Raw genomic sequence first — 19,658 nt, forward strand, 5'->3', positions numbered from 1 at the left:
ATCTGCATGTCTACGTGCGCGGAGATCCGTGGGCAACGTGAGAGTGCTAACCCATGCCCCAACGTCTGCCGAATGTGTTTCCCACAAACATTCCTTGAAGAGGTTGGCCGATCCACCTGCGGAATTTCCCGCACGCTGACCGGCAGTTTGGCCCGCCTCTCACCGCAGAAGGCAGGTCTTCACCGTGGCCATTGATGCTCCCGAATCCATGTACTCAGCAGGCATTCCAGTCCATCTGGTTGATTTTGAACGCACCATGTCAATTATCTCTCATCGGCTGGTTGAAGCCGCCCAGATACCCCTTTGCGTTGTGTCCGTCAATCTCGATCACATTCACCATTTCGGCACCTCAGGCCGCTGGAATGGCGCTTTGGAACATGCGGGCCCTTCGGAGTTCCTGAATTTGATTGACGGCGCACCTATTGCGGCACAGGCCAGGCGTTCAACGGGCCGGGTGTGGCCGAGGCTTGCTGGCAGCGACCTTATTGAACCAATCCTGGAAAAGGCGATCAGGCACGGATCTCGTATTGGGTTTCTAGGCGGCTCGCTCGAGACTCAGCAGGCTCTGCAAACCCGTTTTGCTGCCGAACGCCCTGACATGGCTATTTCCGGGTGGTGGTCACCCGAGCGGAGTCAATTATCCAACCACGGACTGTCCAAAGAATTGGCGGCGGAAATCCGTGCCGCCCAAACCGATGTGCTGGTTGTGGGGCTGGGAAAACCCCGTCAAGAGTTGTGGATGGCAGAATACGCCGCCCACACTGGTGCCAAGGTGCTGCTCGGATTCGGTGCTGCCGTGGATTTCATGGCCGGAAAAGTTGCCCGCGCCCCGCGGTGGGCCTCGGACAACGGTCTTGAATGGGCGTGGCGTCTCTCCCGCGAGCCACGGCGACTGAGCCGGCGCTACCTAGTGGACGGGCCGTCGTCGTACGTGGCACTGCGTGCCAGCACGGGCGTGAAAACTGCGCCGAAGGGCCATACCTCCAGGGAGCCGTACCGGATCAAAAGTGCCCGAGCCGTCCCCGTTGCCGGAAGCTTCGCCGGGCCGGAGGACACGGCGGATGTGGCAGTTCTGGTTGTCACCTACAACAATGCCGACGATATACCCAAGCTACTGAAGTCGTTGCGGGAAGAAACGGCGGATCATTGCCTCCGGGTGATTGTTGCGGATAATTCCTCCTCTGATGCAACACTGGAGACGCTAGCCGCCCATCCTGACGTCATCACCGTCAGCACCGGAGGTAACCTTGGCTATTCCGGTGGCATCAATGTTGCTGCCAAGCTTGCCGGCACAGCCGAGCACCTCTTGGTCCTGAACCCCGATCTATCTGTGAGCCGGGGTGCCATCAAGGCAATGTTGGCCCGTATGCGCCATTCGGGTGCTGGGGCTGTTGTGCCGCGCTTGCTCGATGACGACGGCCAAATTTATCATTCACTGCGCCGGGAACCTTCGCTGTCCAGAAGTATTGGCGATGCGGTGGTTGGTAGCCGTTTCCCGGACCGCCCGGCGTGGCTTTCGGAAATAGAAACAGATGCAGAAAGTTACGTTTATGCCAGGCAGGTCTCATGGGCCACAGGAGCCGCGATCCTTATCCGCAGCGAACTGGCCGCGAAACTAGGCCCGTGGGACGAACGGTTCTTCCTGTATTCCGAGGAAACCGATTACTTCCGCAAGATTCGAAACGCTGGCGGGACCATCTGGTTTGAACCTCTCGCTGTCATGAACCATGAACGCGGCGGTTCCGGTAGCTCAGCCGGCCTCACGGCTCTCATGGCCGTCAATAAGGTCCGCTACGCCCAAGCTCACCATTCCCGGCTCTACTCACTGGCCATGCGCGGCATTGTGGCAGCCGCTTCGGTGGCACGTGCCACCCAGCCCGGGCACCGAATGGCGGCGGGGATGCTGTTGGGCATGCGGTCCTGGGAGAACCTGCCCAAGGCTTCACCTGGTGCACGGGCTCTGCATAGAGCAGAGGGGGCGTTTCCTTCCGGGACCGTGATCATCCCGGCCTATAACGAAGCTGGGGTCTTGGCGAGGACTCTTCGTCCGTTGGCGAATCTGGCCGCGTCCGGGGCCATTGAAGTCATTGTGGCCTGCAATGGTTGTTCAGATGGGAGCGCTGCAGTCGCCTCAACATTCCCGGGAGTAGTGGTTCTTGACCTGCAAGAGCCGGGCAAAACTTCAGCGCTGAATGCCGCTGACGCCATCGCCACACGCTGGCCCCGGATCTACCTTGACGCGGACATCGAGATCACTGCCGGAGCACTTGCCGAGGTCTTCGCCCATCTGGCCCAGCCTGGGGCTTTGGCTGCCCGCCCCACCTTCCGGTATGACACCTCCGGAGCCGATCTGCGGGTGCGCTCCTACTACAGGGCCAGGACTCGGATCCGCGGAATGCAACAGCATCTTTGGGGTGCTGGAGCGTACGCTGTGAGCGCGGCCGGGCACGCCCGTTTTCCCACCTTTCCCGAGGCTACAGCGGATGACGCCTACGTAGATTCGTTGTTTATGCATGGCGAAAAGGTCATTTTAGATACGCCACCGCTTTTGGTGCGGACACCGCGCTCCACCCGCGAACTACACCACACCCTGCGCCGGATTTATCGCGGTAATCACGAACTTGCTCCCGGCACCGCCATGAGCTCCGGATTGGCGAATCTTGCTGCGAGCATTACCGGCCCTCTGGAACTTGTGGATGCTGGGGTTTATGCATCGTTGGCGTTCGCTGGCAAGTTGCGCAGAGGCAATTCACTGACTGTGGGCGGCGGATGGGACCGGGATGAAAGCAGCCGCTTGGCCTAGTTCAGACAGGAGCGGAGCTTGCCAGGCCAGCCGACTCGCCGAGGTAGTATGTTACGATTTCATCTCGGGGGGAGATTGCCTAGGTCTAAACGACAATCCTTCAGGACTATCCCAATCATGCAAAACATCACTGATCGCAATCAGTCTGAGCGGGGTTCAACCCGCTGGGACTTCAAAAGCCGTCGAAAATCAACAATTGCCGGAATGGCGACCCTAGCTCTGCTAGTTCCACTTTTTGTGGCGACAACTTCAGGAAATTCGCCCAGTTACGCATCAGCAGTTTCAGTTCTCGACGCTTCTGCGCCCGGGGTCCTTGTGGACCCGGATACCGTTTCTGTTGAACTGGGAGCCAAATTCACAACGTCGCAAGATGGCTCCGTTTCTGCCATCCGGTTCTACAAGACTGCCGAGAATACAGGGCCTCACGTAGCGAATTTATGGTCTCCGCAGGGACGTATCCTGGCTACCGCTACTTTGCCCTCAACATCTGAAACGGCATCAGGATGGCAGACGGTGACCTTGCCGGAGCCAATCAAGATTGCCGCGGGGCAGAAGTATCTGGCTTCCTACATCGCTCCGAACGGTCGGTACTCAGCTGATGAGCAGGGCTTGAGGGAAGCAAAGAGCAAGGGACCACTGACCATTCTGGCTGGCGGAGGCGTTTACGCCTACGGCAAGGGTGGCACTTACCCGAGCAGTAGCTACAACAACTCCAACTACTACGTTGACGTAGTCTTCAACCCGGCTTCAACCACCGAGCCGACGGCACCACCGACCACCGCACCCCCCACGACAGCTCCGCCGACCACAGCACCGCCCACCACAGCACCACCCACAACGGCACCTCCGACAACGGCACCGCCGACCACGGCACCGCCTACGACAGCACCGCCCGCCAATCCTCCTGTCGCCGGGGACTTGAACCTTCCCCGGATTCCCTGGGAAGGCGGGGCAAGCTATTGGAAGCAGTTCAAGCACGCCAATGATGCCGGGTGGTCAGATCCTTCGTTCTTCCCCATCACGGTCTGGTACAACGGCATCAGCAGCAACGCTGAAGCCCAGTATGACAAGAAGGCGGGTTTCAACACCTACATCGGCATGGACGCCAACACGCCCTACAGCCTCTTCAAGGACAACGATGTTTACTGGATCGGCGGAAAACTCAACAACACCTTCACCGATGACAGCACCAACTGGGTGGGTAACTTCCTTGACGACGAGGTTGACGGCCGTTTCACCCCTGAAGCAGGCCGCAAGTGGATGCAATCGATGAAGGACGAATACGCCGGAAACGGCCGTTTCAATTACTCCAATTTCACCCAGATGGTCATTAGCAATGACATGAAGGCCTCCGATTCTCAGGCCTACGTCAATAACTACACCGACGCGGTTTCCTTGGACATGTACTGGTACACAGTTCCGTTCTGCAGTTGGACCCCCTACCGCCAGAACTACATCACGCCCGTTTACCAGGAAAACTGCCGAACCGCCTCAAGCTACGGCAAGACCATGAAGTCCCTTCGCCAGCAGGATGCCGCTGACGGCAAACTGCAGGCACCGTGGCAGTTCATTGAACTGCTCAATGGCGGCCCGGGCGGCGGACCGTTCACGGACAACATCACCCCGGGACAGTTGCAAGGTGCCGTGATGAGCTCCATCATCAATGAGGCGCGCGGTTTGGTGTACTTCAATCAGAGCTTGTCCGGACCGTGCCAAGGTGGCAGCCTGCTGCGTCAGTCACAGGTGAGCAACAATTTCTGCGGTAAGCCTCAGGTTGATGCAGCTGCCAAGGTCAACAACCAGATTCACAAGCTGGCACCTGTTCTAAATACCCAGTCTTACGAGTACTCCTTTGGCGCGGGACTGGACACCATGTTGAAGACCTCGAACGGCTCTGCCTATATCTTTGCCATGATCGACGGCAGCTCTAAGCCAGGTAGCCGTGTTTTCCAACTCCCTAAGGACATCAAGGCCAGTTCCGTTGAGGTTGTGGATGAAAACCGCACCATCAGCGTCGGCGCTGATGGAAAGTTCACTGACAATTTTGCCAATGAATACAGTTACCACATTTACAAGATCGGCTAGCCTTCACCAGCCTTTTCGACGGGGTGCGGTCCGGACCATTCGTTCGGGCGGCACCCCGTTGGCATTTGCCGCGAGCTAGTTTCTTTTCCTGATCCTTCGAAGCTGGCGGATTCCCCGGTCCACCACAATGGCCGAACTCATAGCGGTGGCAACGCCCAGCGCAGCAATGGCCAGCAGAGCATATTTTGAGCGGACGGGTATGTACTCCACAGTGACTTGTGCCGGTTGCCTCTCGCTGGTGATCCGGGACTTTTCCCAGATGCCCATTTGCGCCTGTGGCAGCACCACAAGTTTCTCAATATCGGCAGTGATTTTCTCGGCTGTCAAGATCACATCTTGCGGGTTGGATTTCACGATCTCCACCGCTATCGCGGGACTGTTGAAGTTGGTCTGCCATTGCCCTCCGGCACTGGGAAGGTAGACAGCCACAGCATTCCTCAGGCCCGAGCCATAGAGCGGGGCCGAGGTTGGCACCACTGGAGCATTTACATGTCCATCCGCATACAGCCTCTGCACCACGGCCGCAAAGTGCACCACCGATGACGCTTCCGTGCGCAAGGCATTACCCTTTGTTGCCCCCGCCGGCGCCTGGAGCTCTATATTGAACTTCGCATAATAGACCCCCGGCGCACTACGCGCCACCATGGCCATGGGGATAAAAATCAGCAGTACTGCCAGACCCACATACCAGCGTCGACGCAAGGATCCACTCAAACGTCTGGCTCCGGTGTTCTCTTGGGGATCACCACCATGCGCGCCGGGCGCGTCCAACTCAGCAGGTACAGTCTGCCTGATGTTCCAATGCCCTCCGCTGAGGCCAATCATGAGAAAGAGCATGCCGACTGCCTGCGGAAAATGGAACGAGTCAAAAAAAGCGCTCAGCAGGGCACCGGCCATTACAGCTGCGCTAAGTGCAGGGCCAAGGGCACCAATGAGCGGATCGGGTGCGCGCCGCCGCAGAAAAGTTGTCACCATGGCGGTCAGCACAAGCAGGGAAAACGCCACCGTACCAATCACACCCGTCTCAATGATGAAGCCAATGTACTGGTTGTCAAAGATGCGGTACTGAGGTCCCATGGTGCCTAATCCACGGCCAAACAAGGGTGAAATACTAAGGTAGTCTCCAACAACCGAGTAGCTCTCGGTACGTGAATCCACGCTGGGGTCATTACCGGAAAACATGCCTAAAATAGTCCCGCTCAGCCCTGGCACCAGAGCGTACATGACCACCGCCCCGCCGCAAGCAGCCCAGATTGCCATCTTCTTCACTGCTGGTTCCCACGTTGGAATGAGCACCAGGAGCACGGCAATAATCCCCAGCAGTGCAGACCGGGTGACTGACAGGAACGCCGCCATCAGGATCGCGGCTGTAGGAAACCAACGAATGAACATTCGCTTCCGGGATTCACCGATGGCCATTGTCAAAGCAATCGGCAGGATCATCGAAAGCACAGCGGCGTATTCCAGGGCATGCCTGGCCGTTGATTCCGGCCTAACGAAGTCACCTCGAGTATCCACGCCTCCGGTCCCGCCCGAGGCCAAGCCCGGGATCTGGAGAGAATCCACAAAGTTCAGTCCCGTAAAGAACTGCATGAGACCCAACGCCGCATAGAGTCCCCCAGCCAGTGCGATGCGCCGCAACAACACCAAGAACCGTTCGCGGCTCTCGATTCCGTCATTAGCAAGCAGGACCACTCCTGCATAGGAGGCCACGTTCACCAAGACCAGGTTGGAGGCGTTCTGGTCAATGAACGGCAACGAGGAAAGCGCCGCTACCGTGTAGCTGGCCAAAACAGCCAGGGCAAAGATCACGAACGCGATTCGCACCGGTTGCACCCGACGAAATTCATCGGGCCGCTGATGACGAACCTGATGCCAAATCCACCAGAGCAGAATGCCAAGTCCAAAAATGGTTGAGAGCGAGCCGGCTCCTCCCAATGGCGCAATACCGCGGTCGGAGGGGACTGCCACCAGAAGAAACAAATAGATAGAGAGCACCGTCACCGCATCTGGTGATTGCAGTTTCCGTGGCGGCGGCAGCTTCCTGCTCTTTGCTTGCCTTGCTGGCAGGGGTTCTGCCGCGCGGGTCTCAGGTGCCAACATCTGCTGATTCGCTGCTCTCAGCGCGGCCCTTCTCTACCCCGTCCCGGTACTTTTGCCGACGAAGGCCGGTATCTGCGCCGGGCATGGCTGGGTCCGCCTGCTTGCCAGTGACAATAGCTCGTGGGCCCATCGGCTGGTCAGGGGCAGTATCCAGGCTTTTCTTTCTCCGTGCCCCCTTTTCCCTGGACATGATCCGATCAATAAATCCGGTGGCTATCAGAGTCACTGCTAGCCCGCCTAGGGCCGCCATGGCAGTCATCTGGATTTGTTTCTTGGCAATCTTGGTTGGTTTTGTGTCCACTGACAACGCCAAGGCCGTAATGACTGACGGTGCTGGCACCAACATGTCCTGCTGTAATGATGCCAAAGTGGCCGGTATGAGATCCAGCGAAGCCCGCAGCAGCTCCATGGTTTCATCCGCGTTCTCCCCTGCAACCGTTACCGCCATGATGGGGCCCGAGGTGGTGCCATCCTTGGACATGGCAATGGAGGAGCCAGGGAACTTCTCTAGCAGCGGTCCGGACACTTCCGGAGATGCCGCTTTGACCTGCAACACGCCAAGTGCCTGGTCCAGACCGCCCAAGTAAAGGTATGGGTTATCCCCAACGGTCACGGCCACAGCTGGGGGAAGGAGAACAATGCTGGCTTTCGCCTCGTAACTGGGCGGGACCATGGTGAACGCGAAATACGTTAAGACACCGGTAATGAGCAAACCAGCCACCACAAAATACCAGCGTCTTAGACAACTAATCAGTATGTCCCTAACCAACAATGAAAGCGCCCCCTAGCTCGATTTGACGTGTGACGCCAACCATATACCTGTTGTCTGTATCAACATTTGTTTCAATTTGCACGTGTAGGCGCACCCCCAGCGAGGAAGGATTTGAAGGCGTTCAACCCTTTTTTTCCAGCGACGCCCAAGATCAGCGCCTTGGCTGTACCGCGCAGCGCGTCTTTTCCCGCCCGCAGCGGTGAAAACACACAACTATCGAGGATCAGTTCAAAAGCGGCAGGATCTCCCGCCTCATCCAGTCCCACCTTAAAAATTTCCCGATACTTGCCCGGAGCCACTCGGGTGCCCCTGACGCGGTTGCTGACATTTCCGGTGTGGATCATTTGCAGCCAGCCCGGATGCCCGAGGATTTCAATGACTGGCATCAACTCCCCCAGCTTGGTGTGCCAATCGGTCCAGCACGTCAGTGGAGCCTCCCAGCTTTCTGAGACTGAACAAAAAGCATTCACGCGGTCCCTACGCAAATAGAGCCTCCCGCTTTGCTGAATCAGCCCATTGACCACATACACCGCCACCCGGCTCTGAGACTTGACCGCTGATTGCAGGCGAGAAACAAAGTCCACCGCCAGGCCGTCGTCGTTGTCCAAGTTGGTAGTCAGGAGGACGTCCCCGCCTGCGCCAGTTACCCCGCGAATGTCTGCAACGAGGACATCGTGGGGCACCTCGTCACGGTAGATGGCTGTGAAGAGGCCGCAGTTGCCGAGCTCGCCTATCCGCTCCCGTAACCACTGCGGACTTTGCGTGTCCAGGTAAATGATCCAATGAAATCCCTGTTCAGATTGCTGCGCGACAGCGGGGAGACAGTAGCGCTCAAAGAGGGCAATACGGTCCACAAGCCACCCTTCCTGGGCCCGGACCAGACTCTCCACACCGACGGATGGGAGGTTGAATCTGGTCAGGAGAACATGGTCAATACGCATCTGGCAGCTCCTCTGTAGTCAAGATTCCGGCGTGCTTGTGACTCGGAACGCCTGTCTGGGCCGTAAGTATCCAAGATCAATCCCCCTTATCAATCATTGCCATCAGCTGCCTGGCCCGCGCGTCCCAGGTATGTTGGCTGGCAAAAGAGCGCCGGGCAGCAACGAACTGATCTGGTTCCTGGGCTGCCAACGCCTGCCGGACCATGTGGACAAAGTTCGTTGCCGAGTCCGCAATGTTCACCCATTCACTGTTGAGCCACCTCGCTGAGGGCAGGTCGGTACTGACCACTTGCATCCCAGCTGCAAGATAATCCAGGGTCTTAATGGGGAAGCTGGCGCGGTTGAAAACAGTATCCGCGTAGGGCGTGATGCCGACGGCCGCGGTTTGCATCCGCGCAAAAGCATCACCTTCATCAATTTCCCCCAGCCACGAGACACCCTCTGAAGCCAGAAAAGTATCAAGACGGCGGCGGACCTGCGGATCCCGTTCCCTCCGCGGGCCAATGACTTCTATTTCCACACCGCTAGCCACCAGCTGATCAAGCAGGTCCAAGTCAAGACGTTCATTGAGCTGGCCCACAAGTGCGGCCACGGCACGGCGTTCAGGCGCGGCGCCGCTGTTGCTGCGTTGGCCACTGCCGCTACTACTGAGGCAGCCGTTAGGGAGGATGACAGGGACACAGCCAGGATTCCGGTCAGTGATCAGCGCACCAAGTGAAGGAGACACAATGCACACAGTGTCCGCCTCATCAATGTTGCTATGCAAAGTGCTGGAGACCGCTTGCTGCGAGAGCCCCATCATGGCCGAACCTGCCACCCAGTCATCCGTGACATGAAGAATCTTCCGCCCGCCAATCCCCACAGGGAACACCTCCCGCGGTGACAGGAGAATAGTTGCACAGTGCTCAAAAGGCAGCTCTCGGAGTGTGGCCCTAATGGCCCGGCCCACAAGAGCCTTGACAACATCACGCAGTACCGGCTTGGTAAACCCGGGCGGAGCCGCAACACGCAGGCGCAGCATGCCTGGCTTGATCCCATCCAGCGCATAGCCGGGCCGTAACGGTGGCCTTCCCGAGGCTGCGGGCCCAAAAATTGGTGTGGGCGGATCCACCCACAATACGGAAGCCCGTTTGGCCAGGGCCTCAGCTAAGCGGTGATCGGTGCCCCTAGTATTTTCCCATCGACTCCCAGCGATCATGACCACCAGCCTGGGGGCGTCTGCGCTCATCGTTTCACCTGCTCAGCCACAGCAACAGGCGTTGCATTGAAATCATCAAGCGAATACCGTCCCACCAGTTTGGCCTTGAATTGGGTGGCCTTGTAGTTAAGGAACCTTCCTGCCGCCAGCGTTGCATGGCGCAGTTCATCAAGTGGCCCAGCCGGGGCGAATTCGAGGGCTTCCTTGTAGAACTCGAGTTGCTTATGCGCAGCAACCTCTAGAGAAAAACGTTCGCACACAAGAGTCCGAGAAAACTGCCCCAACTGGGCGCACAGGCGGGGGGACGTAGCCAACCGTTCAAGAATGATCATGAGCCTGTCCACGGCGCCTTCGCTCCCGGAGCCCACCCCGTACCAGCCCTGCCACAGGAATGTCTGCACCGATGACTTATCCAAAAGCTGCCAGTAGCCACTCTCTCCCTGGACAATGAGTGGAAGTTCAAAAGCCATGGCTCGCAGGGCCGAGCCACCCATGCCAATACTGACATCGGCACAGGCGTAGGCCGGCCGGGGGTCATCCAGCTCGCCCGCAAGAATGATCCGAGTGGTTCCCAACGCGTGGTTGGCGGCACGTGCCGCCTGCTCAACCTCCGCACGGGCTGGCCCATCGCCGGCAATGATGAGCTGAACGGGAAGCGTTGCATTGAGCCTTTCTACAGCCGTGATGGCGCACAGGATGCCTTCCAGCTTCATCTGGTGGGCCAATCTCGAAACTATCGAGACAGTGAAGACGTCCTTGCTGGTACCGAGCCCTGCCAAGAAGGCATCAGGGCGGGAATCATCTGAGACCGCGTTGAGAACTGTGTCCACGGGCGGCTCCAACAGTGCTGCCCGTCCACGGCCCCTGGCCTTTTCTGCGGCAAGAATCTGTTCCGTGCCTACCAGTAAAGGCATATTGTTCGGGATAAAAGGGGCAACCGACATGGACATGACCGTTGCCGTTGCCGCTGCCCCTCCACGTCCAGCACAGGCAAGGGCAGATTCGAGCGCCGGCGGCCATTCATAAGCGTGAACAACGTCAACTCCGCGTTGCTTCACTGTCCGGCGCAAGTGCCTGACAACACCCGGAGTTGGACGCCGATGCACCGCCGGGGACGGGATGAACTCCAACCCCAGTTCATGCACCCGGTCCACCAAGGGGCCCGGTTGCCCGTAAACTGCCACATCATGGCCCAGTGCTTTGACTGCCGAAGCCAGTTCGATGGCATTGAGCTGGCTGCCGCCAATGGCCAGATCATGAGGATAGACAAGTATTTTCATGTCACAAGCTCCTGTTCCCGGCCCCAGCTGCGGATGGCTGCCAGGTCCTTTCTGCGGATGAACAACAATGCGGCCATGGCAGCTGTGCCCAACCCGGTGGCAGCAATAACTGCCAGCCAGTCAGTGGCAATAGTGAGGGAGAGGACGTGGCTACCTACTGCTACGGGGATCGCCACTACAATGGCCGGCCACATCTTGCCAAGAAATTCGACCAGGCGAAATCCTCGCGCCGTTAGCATTCGCAGGTAGATCGGCAGCACCACCAACGCGGCAACGCCAACGGGTGCCGCAGCTAAACCTGCCAGGCCTGCCCAGTGCGCGCCAGCAAACAAGGCGGGTATAAGAACCACCAGCCAAAGGATCTGTACTTTGAATATTGGTCCGGAACTTCCCAAAACAACCAGATAGTCATAGACCAGTTCAAAGAGGATCCGGAAAACAGCAAATGCGGCCAGCCACACCAGCGGCACAGCCGCAGGTGCCCATTGTGTCCCGTAAACAAACGTCACCAGCGGGACGGCCACACCGGCCATGACGGCAACCACAGGAAGGACCGCCGCCGTAACAACCCCGGTGAGGGACAACATTGCCGAGCGCATGGCAGGGGGATCGTGTTGTAACTTTGCAAAAACGGGTGGTGCCACGCCCCGCAATGGCTGGGAAAAGATACTTGTGGGCCAGCTTGAAAGGTTAAAGGCCAGTACATAGAAGCCCAACGCAACAGCACCAAGGACTTTGCCAGCAATGATCTGGTCCGCGTACCCAACAGCAAAAACAACAATGCTGGAACCTGCCAGTGGCAGGCCAAACACAAGCAATGCTCGCAGCTTGAGCTTATTGAAACCGAACCTCACCGGTAACGGCGAATATTTTATGAACATTATTGCTGCCACAAGACTGGCCGCTACCCGCCCAATGGCCAGGGACATTGCGCCCAGCCCCACAACAACCAAAACCACGGAGACAATTGCTCCAAGCCATACATTGACCTGATCAATGATCATGCGCCGGCCCTGCAAGAAGTCCCGCTGCATCAGCGCCGCCGGGGTGGCAACGGCTCCGTTGATAATGACACAGCTGGCAATAACTCGGACAACGGCAGTAGCTTCTGGATCCCCCATGGCAGCAGCAAAATAGGGAGCGCCCAGAAAAGCACCCGCAAAAATGAGGGTACTGCTGATAATAGAAATAGTGGTGACGGTTCCGGCAATTTCCTTTGGATCACCAGGCCACCGCACTATGGCCAGGCTGACGCCCAGTTCATTGAAACTCAAAATGGCAATGAGCGCCACAAAGGCAATGGCGTACGTGCCAAATTGTTCCGGCCCCAACAGGCGTGCCAGAGCTATGCCAATCCCAATGGTGCCGAATCTGGATATAACGGTATTGAGCAGGCTCAGAGCAAAGGCCCGTGCAGCAGTGGGTTTTGCCTGCTCAGATTCCTGAAGTGGAGTGGCCATTAATAATTCACCCTGTCCGCAGCGCCTGGCGAAGAGTGCCAACCACCCGTTCCTGCTGTTCCGCGGAGATGTGTGGGAACAGGGGCAGTGAGAGAATCCGGCCAGCCGCAGCTTCGGTGACAGGGAAGTCGCCTGCGCCCTGCCCCAAATAGGAGAAGGCCTTGGTCATGTGGATCGGGGTTGGATAGTGAATGCCTGCCCCAATACCAGCAGCGTTGAGCTGGGCCAGGATAGCATCGCGATTGTGCACCTGCACCACATACAAGTGCCACGCGTCCTCGTAACCGGGCCGGCCCACAGGAAGGCTGACCCCAGGCACATCATTCAACAGTTCGCTATACAACGCGGCAGCCTTACCCCGCATACCATTCCAACGTGGTAGCCGCTTAAGTTTGGCATCCAATACCACCGCCTGGATGGTGTCCAGCCGGGAGTTCATGCCCACAACCTCGTGCACATACTTACTGGGGCTGCCGTGTGCACCGAGCATTCGAACATACTCGGCAACCTTGGCATCATCAGTGGTGACGGCACCGGCATCTCCGGCGGCCCCCAGGTTTTTCCCGGGATAAAAACTTGTTGCACCAGCGAGGCCGAAGGACCCTGAGAATTTGCCGTTGTAACTGGCACCCTGAGACTGAGCCGCATCCTCAATCACTACGGCACCGCAGGACGCGGCAACATCAAGGATTTCCGCCATGGGCGCCAGCTGTCCAAAGAGATGGACGGGCAGAATTGCCCGTGTCTTGGCCGTGACAGCCTCCGCGGCCAACTGCGGATCAATCAGCAAGTGCACCGGATCCACGTCTACCAACACCGGCGTTGCTCCCATGCCCGCCACAGCCTCCGCCGTTGCAATAAAGGAGTTCGCTGGCAGGATCACCTCGGCACCGGCCATCACCCCGCAGGCTCTCAGCGCCAGCTCCAGGGCATCGGTCCCATTGGCCACGCCAACACAATGCGATGTCCCGGCGAAGTCCGCATAAGCGTTTTCAAATCGGCGCACGGCTGGGCCGCCAATGAACGCTGCCGACCGCAACACGTCCTCTATTTCCTCAGAAATATCGTCATAAATTTCCGCCTGCTGCACCTGCAGGTCAACCAAAGGAATGTGTTTCATCTCAGCCAAGCCTCCCCAATTCAACTCTTCTATCTGCTTCCCTGCCCATAGTTGCCAGCGGCCGGGCAGGTACCCCAACCCAGGTTTCCCCGCTAGGTACGTCATGGACGACGGCGGCCCCCATCCCCACCGTGGCACCGGCACCAATGGTGCGCCGTTCCCGCACGCTGGAATTCATGCCCAGGTAGGCGCCGCGGCCAATCCGCACTCCCCCACCGAGGGACACGCCTGCCGTCAGTGTGGCAAAGTCCTCAAGCTCGCAGTCGTGCGTCAAAGTCACTTGCGGCATGATCACAACGTGCCGCCCAACCCGGACATCTGCCGTGAGGACCACGTTGGCCAGCAGGATGCTCCCCTCGCCCACTGCGGTGCCATCGGGAACGGTTGCGGTGGCGGCAATGACGGTGGCAAAGCGACCGGCGCCCACCCCGAGATCCGCCAGTTGGTAGGCAATCCGTTCCCTGATGGCACCCTTCCCGGCACAAATCACAAAGCGCACATCCGGATACTTTCCTGCCTCGGATAGGGGCCCAAGCACGGGCACACCACCTTGCAGGGTGCCTGCGAGCGCAGGATCGTCATCGAGGAAACCAACCACTTGGTCCTTCCCAGCAGCCCGGAGTGAGGCGAGGACTTCGCGTGCCAGGCCACTGGCCGCTACGAGGATCAGTTGCCCCATGTCAGTGCCGCCCCGTGTTTCTCACGGCGTCAATCACGCGGTCCTGCTCGCCGTCTGTGAGCTGGTGGTAGACGGGCAGAATGAGAGTGTTGTCGGTGAGCCTGTTGGTCACTGCCAGCTCGGCGTCGCCTGTATCCCGCCCGGCATAAGCCGGTTGACGGTGGGAGGCCATGATGCCCCGCCGTGCCGAAATACCCTGCACCGCAAGGTGTTCCAGCAACCTTTCGCGGCTTGTCCCGAAGCCCGGCAGTACCTCAATCCAAAAGGATTGAAAGTTGCTGCTCCCATGCTCGGGGTCACCGCAGAGCCGAAGCCCATGTACCCCCGTGAGGGCTTCCGTGTAGCGTGCCACAATCCGGCGGCGCTGCTCTACAGCCTGTGCAAGGCGCCCCAATTGGACAATTCCCACGGCCGCTTGCATGTCAGTCATACGGAAGTTGTAGCCAATTTCCGTATACTCCTCAGGCGGTGCAAGTACGGAGGCGTGCCGGCTCGCGGCAGAGGCACTCATGGCATGTTCGCGTAGTTTGGCGGCTCGCTGCGCCCAATCAGCTCGGGAACTGGTGAGCATGCCGCCCTCCCCCGTGGTCAGGATCTTGCGCGGGTGGAAGGACCACGCCGCCAGCTCGGCCCCGGCCCCAACAGGGCGGCCCTTGTAGGTGGACCCGGCGCCGCAGGCGGCGTCCTCAATCACTGTGATGCCCAGCGGATCGCACAGTTCCCGGATCGCATCCAGGTCTACGGGCATGCCGCCTTGGTCCGCCACAATGACAGCCCGTGTTTTATCTGTCAGGGCCGCGGCGATGGTGGTTGCGCTCACGTTGCCGGTGGCCGGCTCAACATCGCAAAAGACCGGCCGGGCACCCACGTAGGTGGGCGCGTTGGCGGTGGCGATAAAGGAGAAGGAGGGCACAACCACGTCATCCCCAGCTTTGATCCCGGCCACCACCAAAGCCAGGTGCAGTGCCGTGGTGCAATTTGAGGTGGCCACGGCGAATCCGGCCTGTTGCACGGCCGCGAAGGCCGCCTCGAACTCTGCCACTTTGGGACCCTGCGCCACCCAGCCTGAGGCGATGACGCCCGCCAGCGCCTCGGCTTCCTCGGTGCCCAGCCACGGCTTCATGACGTTGATGCGCGGCAGGGCCGTCACATCCGATGACGTTGAGATGGTCATCGGGTACCCGCCCCCACGGTGCGCCCGGCAGCGATTTCCTCACGCAGCGGACGCCACCACTCAACGAGTTCGCGCAGTCCGTCCTCAAGCTGTGTTGAAGCTGCGAATCCCAGATCACGCTGCGCCGCAGAAATATCAGCCAAGCGCCGAACCACACCGTTGACGGCACGCTCGGGACCATGTTCTACGTGCAGGCTGGAACCCATGGCCCGCAGCAGCGCCTGCGCCAGCTCCAGCAGGGAGGTCTCCTGCCCACTGGCAATGTTATAGACGCCTTCGTTGACTTTGCTTTCGGCGGCCAAAATATTGGAGCGGGCAATGTCCACCGTATAGGCAAAATCCATGGTCTGACGTCCGTCACCGAAGATCAGCGGGGGCTGACCGTCAACGATCCGTTCCATCCAACGCACCAGCACTTCCGTGTACAAGCCGTGAACATCCATGCGGGGTCCGTAGACGTTGAAGTAGCGCAGCAGCACATAGTCCAGGCCGGTCATGGCCCTAAAGCTGCGAACCATGCCCTCATTGAAGGACTTGGCCGCCCCGTAGAAGGTGTCATTGTTGTGGTGGTGGTGCCGTTCTGTGGTGGGGAACTCCTCCGCCATGCCATAGACGGAGGCGCTCGAGGCGGCGATCAGCTTACCCACCTTATGTTCGGCAGCAGCTTCTATGACGTTGAAGGTTCCATCAACCAGTACCTCCAAAGCCAGCCGGGGTTCCTCAGCGCATTGGGTGATGCGGATGGCTGCCTGGTGGAAGACGAGGTCTTTGCCCAGGGTCAGATCGTGGACACTGTCTCGGTCCCGCAGATCCGCTTCAATCAGCTCTACTTTTCCGGTGGCAAGCGCGCCGGCCAGATTTGATCTGCGTCCACGCACCAAATTGTCCAACACATCAATGTGGGCAACCCCCGCGTCCAATAGCTGGTCCACAATGGTGGAGCCAATGGTTCCAGCACCGCCGGTTACCAGAACATTTGCACCGTGAAGATTGCTCATCGTGTTCCCTCCAGTTGAACGTCATTGCTTGCCACGAAGCTTCTTTCCCCGCCCAGTTCCAGGCTCCGGCTGGCCGCCTCTAAAACATTGAGTACCCGTATCCCCGCCATGCCACTGGTACGTGAGGGGCGTCCTTGCAAAATGCTGGCCGCGAATTCGGTCACCATGAGTCCCAGGGCTTCCGTCTCGGGCAATGCCGGGGACCAGGTGTCTCCCATGCGGTAGGAAATGGCTTGGGCTTTGCGTTGAGCCGCAGAAGTGGAGGCCTTCTGGAAATTGATGCCCCTGTCATAAACACTGATCCGCTGCTGCGGTACCAGGTCATCCCAGACCAGAGTGCGCTTGGTACCACCAATGATCATCTGGCGGATCTTGGTGGGACTGAGCCAGTTGACGTTAATGTGGGCCATGGCATTGTTGGGCAAGTCAAAGCTCAGGTGACCTACACAGGCTTTGCCGGTCCCCAACGGGTCGGCGCCATGGGCTGCCACAGATTCGGGCCGCAGTCCGCCAGGGAGGATGAAGTCAATGACTGACAGGTCATGAGGTGCCAGGTCCCAAAACACGTCCACGTCCGGCTGGACCAGGCCCAAGTTGATCCGCACCGAATCGATAAACAAGATCTCGCCCAGCTCACCCTCTTGGATGAGTTCGCGAATTTTCAGTGCCGCAGGTGTGTAGCAATAGGTGTGGTCAGCCATCAGGATCAGCCCGCGGCTGGCGGCCGCTTCTACCATTTGCATACCGAGTTCCCGGCTGGCAGCCAGCGGCTTCTCAACCAGGACGTGTTTGCCGGCTTCAAGTGCTTGCAAAGCAAGCAGATGGTGGGTGCGGGCGGGTGTGGCGATGGCGACGGCGTCAACTTCGATCTCTGCGAAGAGACGCTCTAGTGATTCAAAGACCGGCACGTCCCCCAAAGGCCCAGCAACCTTCAGAGCTCTGGCAGTGTCTTGGTCCACTATCGCGGACAGCTCACAATCCGGGCTTGCCTTGAAATTCCGAGCCAGGTTGGGCCCCCAGTAACCCGCACCTATCACTGCAACTCTCAAAGGCGCACCGGCGTCAGCCGGTGTTTCCTGATGGAGAGGACCTGAATTTGAGACCATGATACATTCCATTTCTGTTTGAAGTTGTGGTGTTTTCCGCCAGCGGATGCTCAGGAGGCGCCCGCCGGAGAATAGACAGCTTTAGCTGTTCTCCACAAAATGATGAAGTCCCCTGTTAGTGACCAGTTCTCCACGTAGTAAAGATCCAGCCGCACGGCTTCATCCCACGGCAATTCCGAGCGTCCGCTGACCTGCCACAGACCGGTGATGCCAGGCTTGATCAGCAGCCGGCGTCCTACAGGTGCCTGATACTTGGCTACTTCCGTGGGAAGCGGAGGGCGGGGCCCCACCAAGCTCATGTTCCCTACCAAGACATTCCAGAACTGTGGCAGTTCATCGAGGGAGTACTTGCGCATCCAACGCCCACAACGGGTAATGCGCGGGTCACAGGCCATCTTGAACAGCAGCCCTGCCCCCTCATTTTTGTTGGCAAGATCGGCAAGTAACTTCTCCGCATCCATGACCATGGACCTGAACTTGAGCATTTTGAAAGTGCGCCCATCCCGGCCCACACGTTCTTGGTGGAACAGTGCCGGCCCGGAACTGTCCAACCGGACAATGAGTGCCAAAATCAGCAACAGCGGAGAAAGGACCAGCAGTGCCATGGCTGAGAGTCCAACATCCATAGCTCGCTTGTAAACGTGTTTTCCACCTGAATACTGTGGCAGCTCCACGTGCATCAACGGCAGCCCCTCCACAGGGCGAAAATGCACCCGGGGTCCGGCCACGTTAGTGAGGCTTGAAGCGAGCACCAACTCGGTTTTCAACTCACCCAAGTCCCAGCCCAGCTGCTGGATGGCACCGGGACCGCCAGGCAGATTTCCGGCAACAATTACGGTGTCAGCACCTGTTACCGCAAGAATCTTCTCAATCTTGGCCTCACTGGAAAAAACCGGGACCCGATACCACGGCCGGTTCAGCTCCCTGCCCACGGCCAAAGAGGTCAAGGCCACCCCTGCCACCTTGTACCCCGTGCCGGGGTTGGCACGCAGTTGGGAGATCACATAGCCGGCGTCCTCGGTACCGCCCATGATCACGGCGTTGGAGAAGTAACTCCCTCCGGCCCGCTGCCGAGCCAACCACCGGCGCCACAGCAAGCGGCTCATCAGCAGCAGGAAAATCCCCAACGGCAGCGCAGTGGCGAAGAAGCCGCGGACCACTTCGAGTTTGACAACAACCAAGAGGATGGCCAGAAAACCAAAGGCGCGCAAAGTTGAGTGAATGATGCGTTTGTATTCGGTGGCACCGGAGCCAAAAATTTGCCGCTCACGGGTGCGGAACATTTCAAGGTCCGCATTCCACAACACCAGCAGAAGAAGACTCAACAGAATGTACTGTTTGGGCTCCCCGTGCAACTGGGTGGGCTGGTCCAACGTAAACCGGCCCAGAAATGCCACGGTCACAACCAAGCAGGTGACTAGGAAATCGGTCAGGCGGATATTTCGAGCGTAAGTGGTGGACCAGTTGACGCCCATCACGGGGTTGTCCGTGGCCGCGGGCCGAACCACTGCATCCCAAACGGAATGCCTGCTCCGTGCCGACTTCAACCGCTGACGGCGACCCGGTGCAGGTGCTGTGCCAGCTGATGAGAACAAGGAATGGTTTTTCAAGATGCTCATGACAACCTCTTTCCGAGGGTTGCTGTGAGCGGGGGGAGCCCTGTAAAAGCCCGATCCTGAGGCCAAAAGTAAGGGGGAGCCGACGACGGCTGGGGGAAAGCCTTGGTCTCAGAAGGCTTATCCGCCGTCGACTCCGATCTTGGAGCCCTGTGGCAGGCACAGGGCTGTTTTTTGACGGGTGAGTTCGAAGCAGGGGCAACTGGATAGCGTAGGTGCGCTTCGTGACAGGCTGTAACTCCCCCGGCAAGGTGCACCACCGCGTGCATTGGCTGAGACATTGAGACCTTCCTGCACTAACGTTCGGTGGAATAACTCCAGCT

The 19,658-nt window shown here is 58.7% G+C and carries 14 protein-coding genes; 2 read left to right on the forward strand and 12 right to left on the reverse strand.

Annotated features, from left to right (window positions below; translation table 11 throughout):
* Positions 1 to 184 precede the first annotated feature (184 nt).
* Positions 185 to 2,803, forward strand: coding sequence for a WecB/TagA/CpsF family glycosyltransferase (locus tag CVS29_RS01785; protein WP_110104610.1), 2,619 nt, complete (start codon positions 185 to 187; stop codon positions 2,801 to 2,803).
* A gap of 204 nt (positions 2,804 to 3,007) precedes the next feature.
* Positions 3,008 to 4,888: a DUF4082 domain-containing protein gene (locus tag CVS29_RS01790; protein WP_170120866.1), complete on the forward strand. Its 1,881-nt coding sequence runs from the start codon at positions 3,008 to 3,010 to the stop codon at positions 4,886 to 4,888.
* Between the two features lie 75 nt (positions 4,889 to 4,963).
* On the opposite strand, the gene CVS29_RS01795 is transcribed toward CVS29_RS01790, so the two are convergent.
* The 12 genes from CVS29_RS01795 to CVS29_RS01850 form a co-directional block, all read right to left on the reverse strand.
* Positions 4,964 to 6,991 carry an O-antigen ligase family protein gene (locus tag CVS29_RS01795; RefSeq protein ID WP_110104612.1) on the reverse strand — a complete coding sequence of 676 codons (2,028 nt, stop codon included), beginning with the start codon at positions 6,989 to 6,991 and terminating at the stop codon, positions 4,964 to 4,966.
* Positions 6,978 to 7,712, reverse strand: coding sequence for a hypothetical protein (locus CVS29_RS01800; protein WP_146212965.1), 735 nt, complete (start codon positions 7,710 to 7,712; stop codon positions 6,978 to 6,980). The genes CVS29_RS01795 and CVS29_RS01800 overlap by 14 nt, the downstream gene beginning before the upstream one ends.
* Before the next feature lie 122 nt (positions 7,713 to 7,834).
* A complete protein-coding gene (locus CVS29_RS01805; RefSeq protein WP_110104614.1) occupies positions 7,835 to 8,704 on the reverse strand; it encodes a glycosyltransferase in 870 nt (289 codons plus the stop codon).
* 76 nt (positions 8,705 to 8,780) lie between these two features.
* Positions 8,781 to 9,932, reverse strand: a complete 1,152-nt coding sequence (locus tag CVS29_RS01810; RefSeq protein ID WP_110104615.1) for a glycosyltransferase — start codon at positions 9,930 to 9,932, stop codon at positions 8,781 to 8,783.
* The gene (locus CVS29_RS01815) at positions 9,929 to 11,182 is read right to left on the reverse strand and encodes a glycosyltransferase (protein WP_110104616.1); all 1,254 of its coding nucleotides are present in this window, start codon (positions 11,180 to 11,182) and stop codon (positions 9,929 to 9,931) included. The genes CVS29_RS01810 and CVS29_RS01815 overlap by 4 nt, the downstream gene beginning before the upstream one ends.
* Positions 11,179 to 12,642 (reverse strand): oligosaccharide flippase family protein, encoded by a 1,464-nt coding sequence (locus CVS29_RS01820; RefSeq protein ID WP_110104617.1) that lies wholly within the window; start codon positions 12,640 to 12,642, stop codon positions 11,179 to 11,181. The genes CVS29_RS01815 and CVS29_RS01820 overlap by 4 nt, the downstream gene beginning before the upstream one ends.
* Positions 12,643 to 12,649: 7 nt before the next feature.
* Positions 12,650 to 13,762, reverse strand: a complete 1,113-nt coding sequence (locus CVS29_RS01825; RefSeq protein WP_110104618.1) for a DegT/DnrJ/EryC1/StrS family aminotransferase — start codon at positions 13,760 to 13,762, stop codon at positions 12,650 to 12,652.
* Between the two features lies 1 nt (position 13,763).
* On the reverse strand, positions 13,764 to 14,441 hold the full coding sequence (locus CVS29_RS01830) for an acetyltransferase (RefSeq protein ID WP_110104619.1): 678 nt from the start codon (positions 14,439 to 14,441) through the stop codon (positions 13,764 to 13,766).
* 1 nt (position 14,442) lies between these two features.
* Complete coding sequence (locus CVS29_RS01835; RefSeq protein ID WP_110104620.1) at positions 14,443 to 15,615, reverse strand: DegT/DnrJ/EryC1/StrS family aminotransferase; 1,173 nt, start codon at positions 15,613 to 15,615, stop codon at positions 14,443 to 14,445.
* Entirely contained in the window at positions 15,612 to 16,613 is a 1,002-nt protein-coding gene (locus CVS29_RS01840; protein ID WP_110104621.1) for an NAD-dependent epimerase/dehydratase family protein, read from the reverse strand. Before CVS29_RS01840 ends, CVS29_RS01835 begins: the two co-directional genes overlap by 4 nt.
* Positions 16,610 to 17,719, reverse strand: coding sequence for a Gfo/Idh/MocA family protein (locus CVS29_RS01845; RefSeq protein ID WP_110104622.1), 1,110 nt, complete (start codon positions 17,717 to 17,719; stop codon positions 16,610 to 16,612). The genes CVS29_RS01840 and CVS29_RS01845 overlap by 4 nt, the downstream gene beginning before the upstream one ends.
* A 50-nt stretch (positions 17,720 to 17,769) precedes the next feature.
* Complete coding sequence (locus CVS29_RS01850) at positions 17,770 to 19,338, reverse strand: sugar transferase (RefSeq protein ID WP_110104623.1); 1,569 nt, start codon at positions 19,336 to 19,338, stop codon at positions 17,770 to 17,772.
* Positions 19,339 to 19,658 lie beyond the last annotated feature (320 nt).

Origin of the sequence: Arthrobacter psychrochitiniphilus (assembly GCF_003185915.1) — a bacterium.
In the GTDB taxonomy this organism is placed as follows: Bacteria; Actinomycetota; Actinomycetes; order Actinomycetales; family Micrococcaceae; genus Specibacter; species Specibacter psychrochitiniphilus.

What these genes read in the sequence shown, in the direction of transcription:
- CVS29_RS01850 (WP_110104623.1), bottom strand. Translation starts at nt 19,338, where the DNA reads ATGAGCATCTTGAAAAACCATTCCTTGTTCTCATCAGCTGGCACAGCA.
- CVS29_RS01820 (WP_110104617.1), bottom strand. Translation starts at nt 12,642, where the DNA reads ATGGCCACTCCACTTCAGGAATCTGAGCAGGCAAAACCCACTGCTGCA.
- CVS29_RS01840 (WP_110104621.1), bottom strand. Translation starts at nt 16,613, where the DNA reads ATGAGCAATCTTCACGGTGCAAATGTTCTGGTAACCGGCGGTGCTGGA.
- CVS29_RS01795 (WP_110104612.1), bottom strand. Translation starts at nt 6,991, where the DNA reads ATGTTGGCACCTGAGACCCGCGCGGCAGAACCCCTGCCAGCAAGGCAA.
- CVS29_RS01810 (WP_110104615.1), bottom strand. Translation starts at nt 9,932, where the DNA reads ATGAGCGCAGACGCCCCCAGGCTGGTGGTCATGATCGCTGGGAGTCGA.
- CVS29_RS01815 (WP_110104616.1), bottom strand. Translation starts at nt 11,182, where the DNA reads ATGAAAATACTTGTCTATCCTCATGATCTGGCCATTGGCGGCAGCCAG.
- CVS29_RS01835 (WP_110104620.1), bottom strand. Translation starts at nt 15,615, where the DNA reads ATGACCATCTCAACGTCATCGGATGTGACGGCCCTGCCGCGCATCAAC.
- CVS29_RS01805 (WP_110104614.1), bottom strand. Translation starts at nt 8,704, where the DNA reads ATGCGTATTGACCATGTTCTCCTGACCAGATTCAACCTCCCATCCGTC.
- CVS29_RS01830 (WP_110104619.1), bottom strand. Translation starts at nt 14,441, where the DNA reads ATGGGGCAACTGATCCTCGTAGCGGCCAGTGGCCTGGCACGCGAAGTC.
- CVS29_RS01825 (WP_110104618.1), bottom strand. Translation starts at nt 13,762, where the DNA reads ATGAAACACATTCCTTTGGTTGACCTGCAGGTGCAGCAGGCGGAAATT.
- CVS29_RS01790 (WP_170120866.1), top strand. Translation starts at nt 3,008, where the DNA reads ATGGCGACCCTAGCTCTGCTAGTTCCACTTTTTGTGGCGACAACTTCA.
- CVS29_RS01845 (WP_110104622.1), bottom strand. Translation starts at nt 17,719, where the DNA reads ATGGTCTCAAATTCAGGTCCTCTCCATCAGGAAACACCGGCTGACGCC.